Source organism: Alloalcanivorax profundimaris (assembly GCF_015265435.1).
Lineage (GTDB): Bacteria > Pseudomonadota > Gammaproteobacteria > Pseudomonadales > Alcanivoracaceae > Alloalcanivorax > Alloalcanivorax profundimaris.
The window spans coordinates 13,209-33,191 of the sequence record NZ_JABJWH010000004.1; the positions used below are offsets into that span (position 1 = coordinate 13,209).

The 19,983-nt window shown below is 68.5% G+C and carries 18 protein-coding genes; 3 read left to right on the forward strand and 15 right to left on the reverse strand.

Features of this window, described 5'->3' with window-relative positions:
* Positions 1–48: 48 nt before the first annotated feature.
* Complete coding sequence (locus HMJ39_RS00845) at positions 49–2,028, forward strand: oleate hydratase (protein WP_194295918.1); 1,980 nt, start codon at positions 49–51, stop codon at positions 2,026–2,028.
* 436 nt (positions 2,029–2,464) lie between these two features.
* The gene (locus tag HMJ39_RS00850; protein WP_194295919.1) at positions 2,465–4,846 is read left to right on the forward strand and encodes a TonB-dependent siderophore receptor; all 2,382 of its coding nucleotides are present in this window, start codon (positions 2,465–2,467) and stop codon (positions 4,844–4,846) included.
* A gap of 18 nt (positions 4,847–4,864) precedes the next feature.
* Here HMJ39_RS00850 and dacB read toward each other — a convergent pair whose 3' ends face one another.
* Positions 4,865–6,394 carry a D-alanyl-D-alanine carboxypeptidase/D-alanyl-D-alanine endopeptidase gene (gene dacB, locus HMJ39_RS00855; RefSeq protein WP_194295920.1) on the reverse strand — a complete coding sequence of 510 codons (1,530 nt, stop codon included), beginning with the start codon at positions 6,392–6,394 and terminating at the stop codon, positions 4,865–4,867.
* Between the two features lie 138 nt (positions 6,395–6,532).
* On the opposite strand from dacB, the gene HMJ39_RS00860 reads away from it, so the two are divergent.
* Entirely contained in the window at positions 6,533–6,895 is a 363-nt protein-coding gene (locus tag HMJ39_RS00860; RefSeq protein WP_194295921.1) for a DUF6164 family protein, read from the forward strand.
* 6 nt (positions 6,896–6,901) lie between these two features.
* Here HMJ39_RS00860 and lipA read toward each other — a convergent pair whose 3' ends face one another.
* The 14 genes from lipA to HMJ39_RS00930 form a co-directional block, all read right to left on the reverse strand.
* Entirely contained in the window at positions 6,902–7,906 is a 1,005-nt protein-coding gene (gene lipA, locus HMJ39_RS00865; RefSeq protein WP_194295922.1) for a lipoyl synthase, read from the reverse strand.
* Between the two features lie 136 nt (positions 7,907–8,042).
* Complete coding sequence (lipB, locus tag HMJ39_RS00870) at positions 8,043–8,699, reverse strand: lipoyl(octanoyl) transferase LipB (RefSeq protein ID WP_194295923.1); 657 nt, start codon at positions 8,697–8,699, stop codon at positions 8,043–8,045.
* Positions 8,699–8,965 (reverse strand): YbeD family protein, encoded by a 267-nt coding sequence (locus tag HMJ39_RS00875; RefSeq protein WP_161383975.1) that lies wholly within the window; start codon positions 8,963–8,965, stop codon positions 8,699–8,701. The genes lipB and HMJ39_RS00875 overlap by 1 nt, the downstream gene beginning before the upstream one ends.
* 28 nt (positions 8,966–8,993) lie before the next feature.
* On the reverse strand, positions 8,994–9,857 hold the full coding sequence (locus HMJ39_RS00880) for a D-amino acid aminotransferase (RefSeq protein ID WP_194295924.1): 864 nt from the start codon (positions 9,855–9,857) through the stop codon (positions 8,994–8,996).
* Between the two features lie 11 nt (positions 9,858–9,868).
* Positions 9,869–11,035, reverse strand: a complete 1,167-nt coding sequence (locus HMJ39_RS00885; protein WP_194295925.1) for a D-alanyl-D-alanine carboxypeptidase family protein — start codon at positions 11,033–11,035, stop codon at positions 9,869–9,871.
* Positions 11,036–11,078: 43 nt separating this feature from the next.
* Complete coding sequence (locus HMJ39_RS00890) at positions 11,079–11,990, reverse strand: septal ring lytic transglycosylase RlpA family protein (protein ID WP_194295996.1); 912 nt, start codon at positions 11,988–11,990, stop codon at positions 11,079–11,081.
* Positions 11,990–13,033 carry a lytic murein transglycosylase B gene (mltB, locus tag HMJ39_RS00895; RefSeq protein ID WP_323370798.1) on the reverse strand — a complete coding sequence of 348 codons (1,044 nt, stop codon included), beginning with the start codon at positions 13,031–13,033 and terminating at the stop codon, positions 11,990–11,992. The genes HMJ39_RS00890 and mltB overlap by 1 nt, the downstream gene beginning before the upstream one ends.
* Positions 13,034–13,055: 22 nt before the next feature.
* Positions 13,056–14,201, reverse strand: a complete 1,146-nt coding sequence (gene rodA, locus HMJ39_RS00900) for a rod shape-determining protein RodA (protein WP_161383973.1) — start codon at positions 14,199–14,201, stop codon at positions 13,056–13,058.
* Positions 14,198–16,087: a penicillin-binding protein 2 gene (mrdA, locus tag HMJ39_RS00905; RefSeq protein ID WP_194295926.1), complete on the reverse strand. Its 1,890-nt coding sequence runs from the start codon at positions 16,085–16,087 to the stop codon at positions 14,198–14,200. Before mrdA ends, rodA begins: the two co-directional genes overlap by 4 nt.
* Before the next feature lie 21 nt (positions 16,088–16,108).
* A complete protein-coding gene (rlmH, locus tag HMJ39_RS00910; protein WP_161383971.1) occupies positions 16,109–16,579 on the reverse strand; it encodes a 23S rRNA (pseudouridine(1915)-N(3))-methyltransferase RlmH in 471 nt (156 codons plus the stop codon).
* Positions 16,580–16,604: 25 nt separating this feature from the next.
* Positions 16,605–16,964 (reverse strand): ribosome silencing factor, encoded by a 360-nt coding sequence (gene rsfS / locus HMJ39_RS00915; protein WP_161383970.1) that lies wholly within the window; start codon positions 16,962–16,964, stop codon positions 16,605–16,607.
* Positions 16,961–17,644: a nicotinate-nucleotide adenylyltransferase gene (nadD, locus tag HMJ39_RS00920; protein ID WP_161384005.1), complete on the reverse strand. Its 684-nt coding sequence runs from the start codon at positions 17,642–17,644 to the stop codon at positions 16,961–16,963. Before nadD ends, rsfS begins: the two co-directional genes overlap by 4 nt.
* Positions 17,645–17,656: 12 nt before the next feature.
* On the reverse strand, positions 17,657–18,916 hold the full coding sequence (locus HMJ39_RS00925) for a glutamate-5-semialdehyde dehydrogenase (protein ID WP_194295927.1): 1,260 nt from the start codon (positions 18,914–18,916) through the stop codon (positions 17,657–17,659).
* A gap of 75 nt (positions 18,917–18,991) precedes the next feature.
* On the reverse strand, positions 18,992–19,843 hold the full coding sequence (locus tag HMJ39_RS00930) for a class I SAM-dependent methyltransferase (RefSeq protein WP_194295928.1): 852 nt from the start codon (positions 19,841–19,843) through the stop codon (positions 18,992–18,994).
* Between the last annotated feature and the right edge of the window lie 140 nt (positions 19,844–19,983).

Below are 19,983 nucleotides of genomic sequence, written 5' to 3' on the forward strand. Positions count from 1 at the left end.
CATGAGCGGATCGCGATGACCGTCACCGCAAGGAAGGAGGAAGACGCCATGACCCGCCCCGATCCCTACGCCGCCCACGCCTTCACCCAGGAACCGGACGCCAGCGCCGGCCACTGGTGTCATCAGCCGGGCAACACCCAGCCCGAGCCGGACATGGTGGGCCCCTACGCCCGCCATCGGCCGCTGCCCACCGAGGGCATCCAGGACCGCCACGCCTATATCGTCGGTGGCGGCCTGGCCGGCCTCACCGCCGCCTTCTACCTGATCCGCGACGGCCATCTGCCCGCCGAGCGCATCACCATTCTCGAGGACCACGACGTGGAAGGCGGCTCCCTGGATGGCGCCGGCAACCCGGAGGAGGGCTACCTGGTGCGCGGTGGCCGCGAAATGAACGGCCACTACGACAATTTCTGGGACCTGTTCCAGGACGTGCCGGCCCTGGAGCTGCCCGACGGCTACAGCGTGCTGGACGAATACCGGCTGGTGAACGACGCCGACCCGAACTATTCCAAGGCCCGCCTGCTGCACCACCGGGGCCGCATCAAGGACTTCGCCACCTTCGGGCTGAGCCGCGCCCAGCAATGGGAATTGATCCGCCTGCTGCTGCGCCGCAAGGACGAACTGGACGACATCACCGTGGAGGAGTACTTCAGCCCGGGCTTCCTGGACACCAACTTCTGGACCTTCTGGCGCACCATGTTCGCGTTCCAGAACTGGCACAGCGTGCTGGAAATGAAGCTCTACATGCACCGTTTCCTGGACGCCATCGACGGCCTCAACGACATGTCCGCCCTGGTGTTCCCCAAGTACAACCAGTACGACAGCTTCGTGCGCCCCCTGGCCGACATGCTGCGCCAGCAGGGCGTGCGCTTCCAGCTCGACACCCGGGTCCATGACCTGGACCTGGAAGAGCACGACGGGCGGCTCACCGTGCGCGCGCTGCACTGCCGCACCGCCGACGGCGAACAGCGCCTGGAAGTGGCGCCCCGGGACCTGGTGCTGGCGCTCACCGGCTCCATGACCGAGGGCACCGCCTACGGCGATATGGACACCGTGCCGGTGCCCCGGCGCGGACGCACCGAGCCTGGCGAGGACAGCGCCTGGACCCTGTGGCGCAACCTGGCGGCGAAATCGCCGGTGTTCGGCCGCCCGGACAAGTTCTACGGCGACACCGACCGCTCCAGCTGGGAATCCGCCACCCTCACCTGCGCGCCGTCACCGCTGGTGGACAAGCTCAAGGAACTGTCGGTGAACGATCCCTATTCCGGGCGCACCGCCACCGGCGGCATCGTCACCATCACCGATTCCGCCTGGCTGATGAGCTTTACCTGCAACCGCCAGCCGCATTTCCCGGACCAGCCCGACGACCTGCTGGTGCTGTGGGTCTATGCCCTGCGCATGACCCCGGACGGCGACTACGTCAAGAAACCCATGCCCGAATGCACCGGCCGCGAGATCGTCACCGAGCTGTGCCATCACCTGAACCTGCTCGACGACCTGGACACGGTGCTCGCCCACACCAAGGTGCGCACCGCCCTGATGCCCTACATCACCGCCGAGTTCATGCCCCGGGCCGCCGGCGACCGGCCCCGGGTGGTGCCCGAGGGCTGCACCAACCTGGGCCTGCTGGGGCAGTTCGTGGAAACCCCCAACGACGTGGTGTTCACCATGGAGAGTTCGGTGCGCACCGCCCGGGTGGCGGTGTACCGGCTGCTGGGCCTGAACAAGGCGGTGCCGGACATCAGCCCCACCCAGTACGACATCCGCAACCTGCTCAAGGCCGCCCGGGCGCTCAACAATGGCCGGCCCTTCCCCGGCGAGCGGCTGCTGCACCGCCTGCTCGACCGCACCTACTTCGCGCCGGTGTTGCCGCCGCTGCCCGACGACGAGGAGGAGCCGGCCCCCGGCGCCGCCAACCCCTTCGACGCCGAGCTCAGCGCCCTGGCGGACCGGGGCGGCGAGGCCCTCAAGGACGTCCGCGCCTGGTTCACCCGCCTGCGCGACAACCTCCGCCACGACCGCGACTGACCGCCGGCCCCTCCCTGGACCGGGCGTCCCGACGCAAGGTCCAGGGTCACGGCAGGAGCGACCGGCGACGCCGTTTTGCCTATGTAGGAGCGACTTTAGTCGCGATAACCTCCAGTGCCATCTTCATCGCGGCTAAAGCCGCTCCTACCGCGACCACCTAACGCCGGAGCCGCCGGTGACGCTACCTCGGAGCGTTCCGGTGTGGGCCCCCTTCCGGGACCCTGTCAAACAGGATGTTTGACCGGGAGTCTCCAGGGATGGATTCACGACGTTCCCGGAAGGGGGCCCACACCGGAACGCGGCCTATCTGGAGAACACTCCCAGCCCCGCCTTCTCCAAAGCGTGAAAAAAATCCCCCCGAACGGTTCCCCTTTTGCACGGCTGATCCGGTTCCTCCCATGACGACAGCAAAAACACCCTGGGAGGAACCGTCCTGATGTTGAACAGAACCCTGCGGCCCCTGGCCCTGACCCTGCCGCTACTGGTCGGCGGCGCCACCCTCACGGCATTGCCGACCCCGGCCCGGGCCGAAGCGGACGCCGCCGTGGATTTCCGCATCCCCGCCGGCCCGCTGAGCCGCTGCCTGAACCGCTTCGCCGACCAGGCCGGCATCTACCTGGGCGGCGCCGGGGAACTCACCGCCGGCAAGCAATGCGCCGGGCTGGACGGCCGCTACACGGCCCGCGCCGGCCTCGCCGAGCTGCTCGCCGGCACCGGCCTGGTGGCGCGCTTCTCCGATGCCCGCACCGCCACCCTGGAAGACGCCGACGACGGCAACGCCCTGGAGCCGGTATCGGTATCCGCCGCGCCGCCGGTGGGCCCGGATGCCGGCTACCTGGCCGAGCGCACCCTGGTGGCCACCAAGACCAGCGTGCCGCTGTCGGAAACGCCCCGCTCGGTGAGCGTCACCACCCGTGAGCGCATGGAGGATCAGGGCGCCAAGACCCTCACCGAGGTGCTCGGCTACATGCCCGGCATCTACGCGCCGCCCATGGCCGCCGGCGACAGCCTGGCGGGGGATTTCTTCTTTATCCGTGGCTTCAACGCCACCGATTACGGCTACGGGCTGTACCGGGACGGTCTGCGCGTGCAGCCCAACCGCTACGACACCACCACCGAACCCTATGGCCTGGAGCGGGTGGAGGTGTTCCGTGGCCCCAGCTCGATCCTGTACGGCGAGAACGCCCCCGGCGGCATCGTCAATCTGGTCAGCAAGCGGCCCACCCTCGAGGGCCGTGGCGAGGTGCGCGCCAGCTACGGCAGCCACGACCGGCGCCAGCTGGCGGTGGATGTGTCCGGGCCCCTGGCGGGCAACGAGGCGGTGCTCGGCCGGCTGGTGATGCTGGGCCGTGATTCCGACACCCAGACCAAGCATGTGCCCGACGACCGGGTGTACATCGCGCCGTCCCTGACCCTGGTGCTGTCCGAGGACGACCGTCTGACCTTCATGGGCAGCTACCAGAAGGACAAGACCAAGCTCGAACTGGGGCTGCCCGCCGCCGGCACCCTGCTGGACAACCCCAACGGCGAGCTGGACAGCGACGCCATGATCGGCCACCCGGACTGGGACAACTTCGACCGGGAATTCTGGACCCTGGGCTATGAGTACCGGCACTGGTTCAGCGACCGCTGGGATTTCCGCCAGAACGCCCGCTACATGGAATCCCGGGTGCAGCGCAACGAGATCTGGTGGCAGCAGCTTAACGACGGCGGCTACGGCACCGACGTGGGGACCCTGGCCTATGACCGCTTCAACGAAGCCCGCACCCTGTCGGTGGACAACCAGCTGGAAGGCACGCTCTACAGCGGCGACTTCAAGCACAACCTGCTGTTCGGCCTGAGCTACGACCGCACCTCCTGGGCCCAGGAGTGGGAAGCGGGCATGGGCGACACCATCAACATCTTCGACCCGCAATGGAGCGCGGAGCCGGTGATGATCCAGGCCCAGCAGGACGCCACCACCCGCCAGTCCATGACCGGGCTGTACAGCCAGTGGCACGGCCACTACGGCAACTGGATCGGCCTGGTGGGCGGCCGCTACGACACCGTGGACAATGAGTACGAGGACAAGGTCTCCGGCACCGACGACGAGGCGTTCACCTGGCAGACCGGCCTGATGTACCAGTTCGACAACGGTGTTTCCCCCTACCTGAGCTACGCCACCAGCTTCACGCCGGTGCAGCAGATCTCCTCCGGCATCGGCACGCTGGACCCGATTACCGGCGAGCAGGTGGAGGCCGGGGTGAAGGTGGCGCCGCCGGGAGCGCGCACCCAGGTGGCGGTGTCGGTCTACGACCTGCGCAAGGAAGACGATGTGATCTTCGACGGCAACGCCGGGGATTACCTTCAGGTGGGCGAGAGCCGGTCCAAGGGCGCGGAGCTTGAAGTCACCGCCGACGTCAGCGAGCGGCTGCGGCTGACCGCCTCCTACACCTACACCGACGCGCGCGTCACCGACAACGGCCCGTCCTCCTCCGCGGACGAGGATCGGCAGATGGTGTTCGTGCCGCGCAACCAGGCTTCCGCCTGGGCCAGCTATCGGTTCCAGGAGGGCGGCCTGGCCGGCCTGCGCTTGGGGGGCGGTCTGCGCTACATCGGCGAGACCTACGCCTACACCAACCTGTACGGCACCCTGGAAACCGATGCGGTGACCCTGGCCGATCTGTCCCTGGCGTACCCCTTCGCCGGCGGCTGGAAGGCGGAACTCAACGTCAGCAATCTGTTCGACAAGGAGTTCTTCACCGGCTGCAACAACGCCGGGCGTTGTTACTTCGGCGCCGAGCGCACCCTGCAGGGCAGCGTCAGCTACCGCTGGTAGTGACCGTTGATGGTGACTTCAGCCGCCCGGGGCGTTTCGCCCCGGGCGGCTGTCGCTGCGGGTCACCGCGGCGGGGTCCGTTTCCGGCAGACCACCCACCGCTTCCAGCACGTCGTCGAGCACCGCCTGGCTTTTCCAGGCCGCCGGCGTGTTGACGATGGCGGACACCGCCCAGGTGGTGTTGTCCCGGTCGCGGGTGAAGCCGGCCACGGCGCGCACATTGGTCAGCGAGCCGGTCTTGATGTGGCCCTCGCCACGCAGGCCGGTATCGCGCAGCCGGTTGTGCATGGTGCCGTCCATGGCCACCAGCGGCAGGGAGGCGATCAGCTCGGCGGCGAACGGGCTGCGCCAGGCCTGCTGCAGCATCTTGATCTGCTCCATGGGGCTGATGCGCGCCTGCCGGGACAGGCCGGCGCCGTTGTCCAGCACTACCTTGTCCGGGTCCATGCCCTTGAGCGCCATCCATTCACGCACCGTGCGGTTGGCGGCGGCCAGATCGTCGCTGTCCTCCGCCAGCCGGTGCTCGGCGCCGATGGTCAGGTACAGCTGCCGGGCCATGATGTTGCTGCTCCACTTGTTGATGTCGCGCACCATGGTGACCAGGTCCGGCGACGAGCTGGTGGCCAGCAGGGAAGCGCCCTTGGGCAGCCGCCCGAAGCGGGTCTCGCCGGTGATCTCGCCGCCCAGTTGCCGCCACAGGCCGCGCAGCAGGGCGCCGGTGTAGTCGCCCTGATTCATCAGTGACAGGTACTGGCTGGCCTTGCAGCCCTCCGGCAGGGAGCCGGTCAGGGTGATCACGTAGAGGCCGTCCTCGCGGCGCTCCGGGATGGCCTTCAGGTGGTGGCCGGACGGGCAATAACGGCTGTTGGAGCGGGTCAGCTGGTTGTTGAGCAGCACCTTGTCGGTGACCGGCTCCACCCAGGCCTGGACCCGGTCCGGGCGGCCCATCATCTGGATGTGGAAGACGTTCAGGTTGGTGAGCAGGGCGTCCGGGCGCACCAGATAGGGGGCGTGGGGATCGCCGCCATCGTCATTGAAGCGCGGCAGGCCGCCTTCCGGCAGCCGGAAGTAGCCGCCGTCCAGCACCAGGTCGCCGTGCACCGCGCGGATGCCGTAGGCGCGCAGGTCGCGCAGCAGCTTCCAGATCCGCTCCTCGGTGAGCTTGGGGTCGCCGGCGCCCACCAGGATCAGGTCGCCCTCCAGCACATCGCCGTTCACCTCGCCGTTGGTGTACACCCGGGTGTGCCACTTGAAGGTGGGGCCGAGCAGTTCCAGGGCCGCGTAGGTGGTCAGCAGCTTCATGGTGGAGCCCGGGTTCATGACCCGGTCGGCATTGACGAAGCGGGACTGACCCGGGCCATCCAGGGGGACCGCCGCCAGGGCCAGGGCGTCGTCGGGCAGGTTCAGTTCCTGCAGTCGGGACTGGATCGCCAGAGGCCAGTCCGCGTTGGGCAGGGCCTCGGCGTCATCGGCGGCGAAGGCCGGTACCGGCAGGCAGATAATCAGGAATGTAAAAACGGCGAAGGGAAAACGCACGGCAAGCCCCATGGACAGCACACTCTTGTTCGGGTTAGCGCTTACTAAGCGTAGAGCAAAACCGGTAACCGGTCAGGGGGCCGCGGGTGGCGGAATTGTAAATTCTGAGCCGTGCTATAGTGGCGCCGGCCAAGCGCAACGGAACCGGACATGTCGAAACTGCTGATGAATCTGCGCCGCGTGCCCGACGAGGAGCGCGACGAGGTGTGCGAGCTGCTGGACGAGCACGGCATCGAATACTTTCTCACGCCGCCCAGCGTCTGGGGGGTGTCCGCCGGTGGCATCTGGCTGCGCCACGATCAGGATTGGGAACGGGCCCGGCCGGTGCTGGCGGATTACCAGAACCGGCGTCACGACCGGGGAAAAGCGGCGTTCCAGCAGGCCCATCGGGACGGCGACGTCACCACCGTGGGGCGCAATCTGCGCCGCCACCCGCTGCGCACCCTGGCGTTTCTGGTGGCGGTGGTGGCGGTGCTGCTGATCGCCCTGGTGCCGTTCATCACGTTTGGGTGATTCGCTTCAGGCTTCGTGGGCCAGGTTGTCCGGGTCGCCCACGTCGATGCCCTTGTGCTGCAGGTCGGCGTGGTAGGAGCTGCGCACCATGGGGCCGGAGGCCACCGAGGTGAAGCCCATCTTGCGGCCTTCTTCCGCGAACATCCGGAAATCGTCCGGGTGCACGTAGCGTTCCACCGGGGCGTGGAATTTACTGGGCTGCAGATACTGGCCGATGGTGATCATGTCCACGTCGTGATCGCGCAGGTCGCGCAGGGTTTCCAGCACCTGATCGTTGGTTTCACCCAGGCCCACCATGATGCCGGATTTGGTGGGCACGTGCGGCACCCGGGCGCCGAACTGCTGGAGCAGCTTCAGGGAGTGCTCGTAGCGGGCGCCGGGCCGGGCCTTCTTGTACAGGTGCGGCACGGTTTCGATGTTGTGGTTGAACACATCCGGCGGGGTCGCCTCGAGAATGTCCAGGGCGTCTTCCAGGCAGGGCCGGAAGTCCGGGGTGAGAATCTCGATCTTGGTGCCCGGGCTGGCCTCGTGGACCGCCTCGATGCAGTCGGCGAAATGGCGGGCGCCGCCGTCGGGCAGGTCGTCCCGGTCCACGGAGGTGATCACCACGTATTTCAGTTCCAGGTCCGCCACGGATTCCGCCAGATGCTTGGGCTCGTCCGGGTCGAGGCCGTTGGGGCGGCCGAAGCCCACGTCGCAGAATGAGCAGCGGCGGGTGCAGATGTCGCCCATGATCATGAAGGTGGCGGTGCCGCCGCCGAAGCATTCCGGCAGGTTGGGGCAGGCCGCTTCCTCGCACACGGTGTGCAGCTTCTGCCGGCGCAGCATGGACTTGATGCGCTGGATCTCGCCGTTGGCGGGGACCCGCACGCGGATCCAGTCGGGTTTGCGCTCGCGTACCGGCGCGCTTTCATTGACCACGGGGATGGTGCGGACCTTGTCGGCGCCACGCAGTTTGTCGCCGATCTGAACCTTCGCTTTCGCCGGGCGTTTGGCCTGGGCTTCGCTCATGGAGATGTCTCTCTCGCGGTTGGGTGCCTTTTGGGCGCCTGTTTCGTCATTCGGGGCGAAGGCCCCGGCGGCACAGGGATGTGCCGTTCGCCGGCCTTTGGCCGGCATGACTGACGGGAATCGTGGAAGATTCCCGTCAGTCTGGCAGAAGATTGTACCAACTCGGAGCGGGGGCTGTCCGGGGGGTAAGGCCCAGCCGGCGGCTCAGAATCGTTACCAGATCCTGCTCCACGCGCTCGCGGTCCGCGTCCAGGCCCTCGCCGGCCAGGCTGGTCATGGGCTGGCCGGCGTGGCCGCAGGGGTTGATGCGCCGCCAGGGGGCCGGGTCCGCGTCCCGGTTCAGGGCCAGGCCGTGGTAGCTGCCGGCGCGGCGGATGCGCAGCCCCAGCGAGGCGATCTTGGCGCCGCCCACGTACACGCCCGGGGCGTCCGCGCGGCTGGCGGCGTCCAGGCCCCGGTCGCGCAGGTAGTCCACCACGCTGTCCTCGATGGCGCTGACCACGGCGCGGGCGCCCAGGGCCAGCCGCTGCACGTCCAGCATCAGGTAGACCACGGTCTGGCCGGGGCCGTGGTAGGTGACCTGGCCGCCCCGGTCGGTGCGCACCACCGGGATGTCGCCGGGGGCGAGCACGTGCTCGGGCTTGCCGGCCTGGCCCAGGGTGTACACCGGCGGGTGCTCCAGCACCCAGAGTTCATCGGTGGTGTCGGCGTCGCGCTCGGTGGTGAAGGCGCGCATGGCCTCCCAGCAGGGCTGGTAGTCGACCCGGGGCAGGTGGCGTACCAGAACGTCCATCAGAGGGTGATCTTGACGTGCGGGCAGGCGTTCAGCTCGCGGTACACGGTTTCCAGCTGGTCGCGGTCGCGCAGTACCACGCTGGCGGTGAGCGAGACGAAGTTGCCCTTGGTGCTGGGTTTGCTGCTGAGGTGAGCGTGGCGGTCGAAATCGTCCAGGTGGGTTTCCAGGATTTCCACCACCGCCTCTTCCAGGGGGGCGTCGGCGGCGCCCATCACTTTCAATTGCATGCTGTGGGGGAAATCCCACAGTTCTTCGCGGATCATGGTGCTCTCCAGTCGGCCCGGCGCCCGGTTACAGACCGCACAGGCGGCGTTTGAACTCAATATAGTGGCGCGCCAGGGTTTTCCAAGTGTCGCCGGGGCGGCCGTCGCCCACCGGCCGGCCGTTCAGGGTGGTGACCGGCACCACATCCTTGGTGGAGCTGGAAATCCAGATTTCGTCGGCATCGTGCAGGGCGGGCTCGCTGATTTCCGCCTCGATCACCGGCAGACCTTTTTCCCGGCACAGCTCGATGATCAGGTCCCGGGTGATGCCCCCCAGTATGCAGTGGCTCAGCGGCGGTGTGCACACCCGGCCGTCGCGCACCACGAACACATTGCTGGCGGCGCCCTCGGTGACGAAGCCGTCGCGCAGCAGGATCGCTTCCTGGGCGCCGGTTTCCACCGCCCGCTGGCGCAGCAGCAGGTTGGGCAGCAGCGAGATCGATTTGATGTCGCAGCGCGCCCAGCGCAGGTCGTCCAGGGTGATGGCGGCGACGCCCTCGGTGCGCGCCACCTGGTCCGCCGCCGGCACCGCCAGCGGCGAGCTGTAGAGGAAAACCGTGGGCGGCACCGGCGGGTTCGGGAAGGCGTGCTCGCGGCGCGGCGCCGCGCCCCGGGTGATCTGCAGGTAGAGCGACTGGTGGCCGCCGCCGTTGCGGGCCACCATCTCCTCGCACAGCCGGCGCCAGCCGGGGCCGTCGTGGGGATCGGCGATGCGCAGCTCGGCCAGGGAGCGGGCCAGCCGGCCCAGGTGTTCGTCGAGCCGGAACAGCACGCCGTTAAAGGCGGGGATCACCTCGTAGACGCCGTCGGCGAACAGAAACCCCCGGTCCAGGGGAGAAATCCGCGCCTGGTCGGCGTCCATGAACTCGCCGTTGAGGTACACCGTCGCCATGGGGCCGGGCCTCAGTCAAACAGACCCTTGAAGAACAGCACGATGTGGTCCCAGATGCGCGAGAAGAAGCCGGCTTCCTCCACCGCCTCCAGGGCCACCAGGGGGCGCTGCACCAGCTGCTCGCCGTCCAGGCTCACGGTCAGGGTGCCGTATTGGCGGCCTTCCTCGATGGGCGCGCGCAGCTCCGGCTGGATCGACATTTCCGCCTTGAGCTGCTCCTGGCTGCCCTTGGGCACGGTCAGCACCAGGTCGTCTTCCAGGCCCAGGCGCACCTGATCGGCGGCGCCCATCCACACTTCCGGGGTATCGAGCACATCGCCGGCGCCATAGCCTTCGTAGGTTTCGTAGAAGCGGAAGCCGTAGCTGAGCAGCTTCTGGGATTCCCGCGCCCGGGCGGCTTCGGAATCGGTGCCCATGACCACCGAGATCAGGCGCATGCCGTTCTGCTTGGCGGAGGACACCAGGCAGTAGCCGGCTTCCTCGGTGTGGCCGGTCTTCAGGCCGTCCACGGAGTCGTCCCGCCACAGCAGCAGGTTGCGGTTCTGCTGGGTGATGCCGTTGTAGCTGAATTCCTTCTGGGCGTAGATATCGTAGTGTTCCGGATAGTCGCGGATGATCGCCCGCGCCAGCCAGGCCAGGTCCCGGGCGGTGGTGTAGTGGTCGTCCGCCGGCCAGCCGGTGGCGTTGACGAAGTGGGTGTTGTCCATGCCCAGCTGGCCGGCCTGGTTGTTCATCAGGTCGGCGAAGGCGCCCTCGGAGCCGGCCACGTACTCGGCCAGGGCGACGCTGGCGTCGTTGCCGGACTGCACGATCACGCCCTTGAGCAGGTCCACCAGGGGCACCTGGGTGCCTTCCTTGACGAACATGCGCGACCCGCCCATGCGCCAGGCCTTGACGCTGATCGGCACCTGATCCTGCTCATTGATGTTGCCGGCCTGGATCTCCTTTTCCACCAGATAGGCGGTCATCATCTTGGTCAGGCTGGCGGGGGGCAGTTTCTTGTCGGCGTTGTGCTCCACCAGAACCTGGCCGCTCTTGGCGTCCAGCAGCAGGTAGCTGCGTGCTTCCACCTCCGGCGGACGGGGGATCATGTTCTCGGCGCGGGCCAGGGGCGCCACGGCGAGCAGGCCGGCCAGCAGCAGCCAGAACAGGGAATGGGGCAGGGAACGGGTTTGCATCATCATCGGGCCTTATTGGGTCGGGTCTTGGCTTGCGGACGGATCAGGGCGTTACGGAAATCGGCGCGGCGAACCCCGCCTCGGTGAGCGAGCGGCGCGCACGGTCGCGGTCGGCGTTGCTGGCGAACGGGCCCAGCCACACCTTGTACAGGCTGCTCGATTCCGGCTGGCGCACGGACACCGGCAGCTTCAGTTGCTGGCGCAGCCGCTGCTCCAGGGCGCGGGCGCTGTCCAGCCCCTGGAAGGCGCCGGCCTGCAGGTAGAGATCGCCGCCGTCAGCGCGTTCGTCGCGGGAGGCGGTGGACGGCGGCGGGCTGTCCACCGCGGCGCGCACCGCCGTGGGCACGCGGCCATCGCTCTTGTTGGGGGTCGGGTCGCCGGTGGCGGTGAGCGCTTCCACGCGCACCCGGCCGGTGCCGTTCTGCTCGATGCCCAGGCGCACGGCGGCGGCCCAGGACAGATCGATGATCCGGTCGGAGTGGAAGGGGCCGCGGTCGTTGACGCGCACCACCAGGCTCTTGCCGTTGTCCAGGTTGGTGACCCGGGCGTAGGTGGGCAGCGGCAGGGTGCGGTGGGCGGCGGTGAAGCGGTACATGTCGAAGGCTTCGCCGCTGGAGGTCCGGTAGCCGTGGAACTTGCGGCCGTACCAGGACGCCAGGCCCTCCTCGTGGTAGCCCTCGGCGGTGGGCATCACCTGATAGGTCTTGCCCCAGACGGTGTAGGTGTCCGGGTTGCCGTAGGCGCTGCGCGGCTCCTCCTTGGGCACCGGCTCGGGCTGGGCGCTGACGTCGCGGCGCTCCTCCGGGCCGGAGTCGGTGCTGTGCTGGTAGCGGTCGGAGCCGGGGGCGCCGGACGCCGGGCGGTCCGGGCGCGGCGCCGGGTCCGGCGTGCCGGCGGGGCGGGTGGCGCAGGCGCCCAGAAACAGGCTCAGAACAAGAATCGGTACAACGCGCATCACGGCTGGTCGGCCTCCAGGGCATCGGCCAGTCGGCGGGAAAGCTGCAACACGGCCATGGCGTAAAGCTCGCTGTGGTTGTAGCGGGTGATCACGTAGAAATTGTCGGTGGCCAGCCAGAATTCGTGGCCATCCTCGCCTTCCAGGTCGAGGACCGCCACCGGCGTGGAACCGGGCAGGCCGCTGTTCGACACCTCGAAACAGTATTCGCTGCTCAGCGTATCATCGTCGCAGGCCACTGCCACTACGCCGTTTTTCCGGGCCTGATCCAGCGTGAAGGCCGGTTTGTAGCCTTTCTTGGCCATGGCCACGTAGCCATTGCCCTCCACCCGGGCGCGGGCGGCCACCGGCAGCCCCGGTTGCCAGCGGTGCGCCTTGAAGTAGTTGGCGACGCTGCCGATGGCGTCCTCCGGGCTGTTCACCAGATCAATGACGTCGTCGCCGTCGAAATCCACGGCGTAGGCCTGGTAGCTGGTGGGGATGAACTGCGGGAAGCCCATGGCGCCGGCGTAGGAACCGGTGATCTCGCCGGCGTCGATGTGGGCGTGGCGCTCCAGCTCGAACAGGGCGATCAGCTGCTTGCGGAAGAACGCCGCCCGGGGCGGGTAATCGAAGCCCAGGGTGGCCAGGGCGTCCACCACCTTGTAGTTGCCCTTGTGGCGCCCGTAGCGGGTTTCCACGCCGATGATCGCCAGGATCACTTCCTGGGGCACGCCGAATTCCCGCTCCGCCCGGGCCAGCGCCTCGGCGTGCTCGCGGGCGAAGGCCACGCCCTGCTCCACGCGGCTGTCCTGCAGGAAGATACGGCCGTATTTGGCCCAGTTCAGGGTGCGTTCGGCGGGCCGGGCAATGGCCTCGAGAATGCTGTCCTTGCGTTCCGCGCCGGCCAGCAGTTGGCGAACGCGGTCCACATCGAGACCGCGTTCGCGCACCGCCTCCAGCACCGCGCCGGCCCCCGGATGCTCGGCGTAGTTGGTGGCGGCCTGGGCGGCGGGGCCGGCCAGGGCGGCGCAAGCGGCGATCAACAGCCCGGTTTTCTTCACGTGGTTCTCCTCGGGATCCTTGTCAGTAACTCATCAGTCGGCGATGGGTATGCATGGACATGAGCATGCCGAAACTGGCCATCAGGGTAACGATGGAGGTGCCGCCATAGCTGACCAGCGGCAAGGGTACGCCCACCACCGGTAAGAGTCCGGACACCATGCCGACGTTCACAAAAATATAAATAAAAAAGGTCATCGTCAGCGCCGCCGCCAGCAGGCGCGAGAACGTCTCCTGGGCCTGCCAGCTGATGAAGAAGCCGCGTCCGACGATCACCAGATAGATGGTCATCAGCAGCAGAAAGCCCACCAGGCCGAATTCCTCGCCCAGCACCGCCAGGATGAAGTCGGTGGACGACTCGGGCAGGAAGTCCAGCCGCGACTGGGTGCCTTCCAGCCAGCCCTTGCCGGTGACGCCGCCGGAGCCGATGGCGGTTTTCGACTGGATGATGTTCCAGCCGGCGCCGCGCGGGTCCGCTTCCGGGTTGAGGAAGGTGTCCACCCGGCTGCGCTGATAGTCGTGCAACACGAAGAAATACATCAGCGGCGCGGCGATCATCAAGGCCACCACGGCCAGCCCGATCAGGCGCCAGGACAGCCCGGCCATGAACAGCACCACCAGGCCGGCGGCGGCGATCAGGATCGAGGTGCCCAGGTCCGGCTGCACCGCGATCAGCACCACCGGCAGGAAAATCAGCGCCAGGGCCACCAGCACGTCGGTGAGCCGGGGCGGCAGATTCCGCTCGCTGAAGAACCAGGCGACCATGGCCGGCACCGCCAGTTTCATTATCTCGGCGGGCTGGAAGCGGCCCAGCCCGGGGATGTGCAGCCAGCGGGCGGCGCCCTTGGCCTCGGTGCCGATCAGCACCACCAATACCAGCAGCACCACGCCCAGGGCATAGATCATCGGCGCCCAGAAGCGGTAGCTGCGCGGCGGAATCTGCGCCAGCACCAGCAGCACCAGCAGGCCGCCGCCCAGGCGCAGGGCCTGGCGCAGCACCATTTCCATGCTGCCGCCGCCGGCGCTGTAGAGCACCGTCAGGCCGCCCAGGGCGAGCAGCAGCAGGGCGGCCAGCAGGGGGGCGTCCAGGTGCAGCCGGGCGGGCAGGCCGTTGCCCAGGGAGGGGCCGCCCTGGCCGGGCATTTGTCGCAGGGTCTCGCGTACGCTCATGGCGTGCTGTCTCCGCTAGCGGGCGCGCGTGGCAGGGGCGGCGGCACGTCCAGCTCGCCGTTGTCGTCGAGCAGCCAGGCGTCCATTACCTGGCGCGCCACCGGGCCGGCGGTGGAGCCGCCGTGGCGGCCGTTTTCCACCAGCACGGCCACGGCGATGGCCGGGTGTTCCACCGGCGCGAAACTAATGATCAGCGCGTGGTCGAGCAGCCGCTCCGCCAATTCTTCCTCGTTGTAGGTCTCTTCCTGGCCCACGGAGAACACCTGGGAGGTGCCCGTTTTGGCGCCCATCTTGTAGGGCGCGTCCTCGGCCATGACCCGGGCGGTGCCCCGACTTCCATGGACCACTTCTTCCATGGTGTGTTCCATGCGCAGCCAGTCGTCGTCGTTGTTGAGCTCGATGTCCGGGCGCGGCGGCGGGCGCAGCTCGTCGGCGGCCAGGGTGGGCGTCACCTGCTTGCCGTGGTGGGCGAGGATGGCGGTGGCGGTGGCCAGCTGCAGCGGCGTGGCCAGCATGAAGCCCTGGCCGATGCTGGCGTTGATGGTGTCGCCGTGGAACCAGGGCGTGCCCCGGGCGGCGCGCTTCCAGTCCTTGGAGGGCAGCAGGCCGGCGGATTCGTTGTAGAGATCGATGCCGGTGGGCTGGCCCAGGGAAAAATCGGACAGGAAATGGTGCATGCGGGCGATGCCCAGTTTGAAGCCCAGATCGTAGAAATAGGTGTCGCAGGACTGCACCACCGCCTTGTTCATGTCCACCCAGCCGTGGCCCCAGCGTTTCCAGTCCCGGTAGCGGTGCGGGTTGCCTTCCAACTGGTAGTAGCCGGGGTCGAAGATGGTGCGCTCCCAGTCGGTGACGCCGGCGTCCAGGCCGGCCAGGCCGATGAACGGCTTGACCGTGGAGCCCGGCGGGTAGCGGCCTTGCAGGGCGCGGTTGAACAGCGGGTTGTCGTGGTCTTCCCGGTAGCGGGCGTAGTCCTGGTGGGAGATGCCGTTGACGAACAGGTTGGGCTCGAAACCCGGGCGGCTGACGAACGCCAGCACGCTGCCGTCCCGGGGGTCGATGGCGACCACCGCGCCGCGGCGGTCGCCGAGGGCGTCGTAGGCGGCCTGCTGCACCTTCATATCCAGGGTCAGGCGCAGGTTCTCGCCGGGCACCGGCGGCTGCTCCTCGAGCACGCGCAGAATGCGGCCCCGGGCGTTGGTCTCCACCTGGCGGTAGCCCACCTGGCCATGCAGGCGGTGCTCGTAGTAGCGCTCCACCCCGGTGCGGCCGTAATAGTGGGTGCCGGCGTAGTCCGCCTGCTCGGTGAGCGTCATGGCGTCCAGGTCCTCGGCGCTGAGCCGGTTCACATAGCCGAGCACGTGGGAGAACAGCTTGCCGTGGGGGTAATGGCGCACCGGGTTGGCGGCCACGCGGACCCCGGGCAGGCGGTGTTGATTGACGGTGAGCCGGGCGATTTCCTCCTCGCCGAGGCGCCCGCGCAGGGGAATCGGGTCCCAGGGCCGGCGCGGGCTGGTCAGGCGCTTGCGGAAACGCTCCAGATCATCCGGCTCCAGGGTCACCAGCTGGCCGATGCGGGTCAGGGTGGCTTCCAGGTCCGGCACCTGCTCAATGATCAGCTCCACGGCGAAATCCGGCCGGTTGGCGGCCAGGATCTCGCCGTTGCGGTCGGTGATCAGGCCGCGCGGCGGCGGCACCGCCTGGGTCTGCACCCGGTTTTCGTCGCTCAGCGTGGTGTAGCGGCTGTGTTGGGACACCTGCAGCCACACCATGCGGCCCACCAGCACCAGTGACAGGGCCACCACCAGCAGGGCGCCCACCAGCAGGCGGAAGCTGAAGATCCGCTGCTCGTGGTGATGATCCTTGAGTGTCAGAGGTCGGCGCATCGGGGCCCGTGATTCGTGTCGTCAGCGGTGATAAGGGTGGCCGGCCAACAGGGTCCAGCCTCGGTAAAGCTGCTCGGCGAGCAATACCCGCACCAGCGGGTGCGGCAGGGTCAGCGCCGACAGCGACCAGCGCTCATGGGCGGCCGCCGACACGCGCGGGCAGAGCCCGTCCGGGCCGCCCACCAGGATCACCAGATCCTGGCCCAGGTCCTTCAGGGTGCCCAGTTTTTCGCTCAGTTGCGGTGTCCCCAGGGGCCGGCCGGTCACTTCCAGGGCCACCCGGTGGGCGCCGGGGTGTTTTTCCAGGCGCTTTTCCATGGCCTCGCCCTCGGCGCGCACCAGGGCGGCGGTGTCGCCCCTGGAACGTTTAGGCAACGGAATCGCCTCGAGTTCCAGGCGCATGTCCGGCGGCAGGCGCTTCCGGTATTCCTGGAAGCCCTGTTCCACCCAGGCGGGCATCTTGGTGCCGATGGCGAGCAGGTGTATGCGCACGGCGTGGCTCCCGGCGACGCCGCGCTCAGTGGTCGCGTTGGTCGCGGTCCGGATGGTGGTCGGGCGTGCGCCAGAGCCGCTCCAGGTCGTAGAACTCCCGGGTGGCGGGCAGCATCAGGTGCACGATGATGTCGCCCAGATCCACCAGGATCCACTCGGCGCCGCGTTCACCCTCGGTGCCCAGGGGGCGGTAGCCGGCGTCCTTGGCTTTCTCCATTACATTATCGGCGAGCGCCTTGACGTGGCGGCTGGAGGTGCCGCTGGCGATCACCATGTCGTCGGCCACGCTGGTCATGGCGCGCACGTCCAGGCTGGCGATGTTCTTGGCTTTCAGTTCCTCCAGTGCGTCGAGCACCAGATCCAGCAGAGGGGGTTGAGAACTCATGGGGCCTCGTTGTGTGCGTGCACGGAATGGTCGGCTTTGGCCGGGTCATTATACAGCCCATGGCGGCGAATATGGGCGAGTACCGCCGCCGGCAGTTGCGGGCAGGGGCCGCCGGCGGCGAGGGCGCGGCGGATCTCGGTGGCGGCCACGTCCAGCACCGGGCGCGCCAGCATCAGCCGGCGACCCGCCGGCCGGCGGCGCAGCAAGGCGGCGTTGGCGGCCGGGAAGGCACGCTGCACGCGCAGCGGCGCCGGCGCGGCGCCCGGTCTCGGCACCACCGCCAGATGGCACAGGGCGGCGTATTCCCGCCAGCGGTGCCAGCGGTCCAGATTGGCGAAACTGTCCGCGCCGACCACGAACACCAGCGGCCGGCGGCCGATATGGCGCCGGAAGTGCTTGAGCGTGGCCAGGGTGAACGAGGGCGCGCCGTCGGGCCGGCGCAGCTCCCAGTCGTCGGCGATCAGCTGGGGGTAGCCGGCGCAGGCGTGGCGCACCATGGCCAGCCGCTGGGCGCCGTCGGCGCTGGGCTGGGGCCGGTGCGGCGGCACCGCGTTGGGCAGCAGATGCACCGGCGCCTCCCCCAGCGCCCGCGACACCGCCAGGGCGGCGCGCACATGGGCGCGGTGGATCGGGTCGAAGGTGCCGCCGAACAGGATCAGGGGCTGGGCGCGGACAGTCAGAACCGGCTCCCGCTATTGCCGCACATGGCCGTCGCCGAACACCACCCATTTCTGGCTGGTCAGGCCTTCCAGGCCCACCGGGCCGCGCGCGTGCAGCTTGTCCGTGGAGATGCCGATCTCCGCGCCCAGGCCGTACTCGAAACCGTCGGCGAAGCGGGTGGAGGCGTTCACCATCACCGAGCTGGAGTCCACCTCCGCCATGAAGCGGCGGGCGCGGCTGTAGTTCTCGGTGAGGATGGATTCGGTGTGCCCGGAGCTGTAGCGATGGATGTGGTCCATGGCCTGGTCCAGATCGTCCACCATTTTGATCGCCAGCACTGGCGCCAGGTATTCCTCTTCCCAGTCGGTCTCGGTGGCCTCGGCCACGTCGTCGCCGAGCAGCTTGCGCACCCGTTCGCAGCCGCGCAGCTCGACGCCGGCCTGGCGGTACTGGTCGGCCAGCTCCGGCAGCACGCGCTCGGCGATGCCGGCGTGCACCAGCAGGGTTTCCAGGGTGTTGCAGGTGCCGTAGCGCTGGGTCTTGGCGTTGTAGGCCACCTTCACCGCCTTGGCCGGGTCGGCGTCCACGTCGATGTAGACATGGCAGTTGCCGTCCAGGTGCTTGATCACCGGCACCCGGGCGTCCTTGCTGATGCGCTCGATCAGGCCCTTGCCGCCGCGCGGCACGATCACGTCGACGAACTCCGGATGGCTGATCAGCTCGCCCACGGCGGCCCGGTCGGTGGTCTCGATCACCTGCACGGCGGTGTCCGGCAGGCCCGCCTCGCGCAGGCCGGCGCGCAGGCACTCGGCGATCGCCTGGTTGGAATCGATGGCCTCGGAGCCGCCGCGCAGAATCGCCGCGTTGCCGGATTTCAGGCACAGGGCGGCGGCGTCGATGGTCACGTTGGGCCGGGATTCATAAATGATGCCGATCACGCCCAGGGGCACGCGCATCTTGCCCACCTGGATGCCGCTGGGGCGGAAGTTCAGATCGGTGATCTGGCCCACCGGGTCGGCCAGGGCGGAGACCTGCTCCAGGCCTTCCACCATGCCGTCGAAACGGGCCGGGGTCAGTTCCAGGCGGTCCAGCAGGGCCGGCTCCAGGCCGCTGTCCCGGCCGCGCTCCAGATCGCGCTGGTTGGCGTCGAGAATGGCGCTGCGGTGGGCGCGCAGGGCGCCGGCGATGGCGCTCAGCGCGGCGTTCTTCTCACCGGTGGTGGCCCGGGCCATGGCCCGGGAGGCGGCGCGGGCCTGCCGGCCCACGTCGGCCATGTACTGCTGGATATCCATGTGACACGCCTGTCGGGAAACGAAAAGGCGCATTATACGGGGTTCCGGGCGGGCCGCGAAACAGCCCTGGTGCTGCTACGACGCCTGCGCCTCCAGGATGCGCACCATGGGTGTGCCCCGGGTGCGCGGGATCGGCAGCCGGTCGTAGTAATCCGCCGGGTCGTGCACGGTCAGAGCGGTGAAGCCCTGGTCCCGGAAGTGCGCGCGGGTGGCGTCGTCGGAGTCGAAATGGAAGGCCACGTTGCTGCGCGACAGGGCGCCCAGCAGCCCGCCCAGGGTCTTCAGGGTGCGGTGGAAGCGCATGTTGGCGTACAGCGGGTAGTTGTCGGTCAGGTAGATGCCGCGCGGAAACGCCTTCAGCCCCTCGGCGAGCCGCGCCCAGAACGGGCTGATGGTGGCCAGATCGAAATAATTGATCAGCCCCTCGGTGATCACCGCCACCGGCCGCGTCGGGTCGAGACGGTCGAGCAGGGCGGCGACGCTGTGGTCGCCGTCCTCCACCAGGATGTTCACGGTTTCCGCCCGGTGCCGTTCGCCGAGGGCGCCCTGGCGGGCCAGCAGCCGCTGCTTGCGCCGCGCCATGTCCGGCAGGTCCGCTTCCACATAGTCGATGCCCGGATGGCGGGCGCGCAACCGGCTGCCGCGCGGGCTCAGCCCGCAGGCGATCTCCACGATCTGCAGGTCCGGGTGGTCGGCGATCAGCGCTTCCAGGCGCGCGTCGATCAGGTGATGACGCTGCAGCAGAAAGGTACGGATATTGCCGCCCATCAGCCGTTTGCCCACCGCCTCGAAGGGCGTCATGGCGCCGTATAGCAGCGCCCCCGCCGGAGTGCGGAAACCCGGCTCGGACAGGCCGTTGCGCACCCACACCTGGCCGGTATAGAGGGCGGTAAAGCTGATCGAGGAGGTATCCAGACGTTGCGGCATGACGGCTCCCTGCGCGGCGATGAACATTCCGGCACCCTAGCAAAGCTCCCGGCTCCGCGCGGGCCAATAAGCCCGCGCCCCTTGCTTCTCCGCCGGCATGGGGTGGGCTCCATCAGGGCCGCGCCCCGCGCGGCTCCATG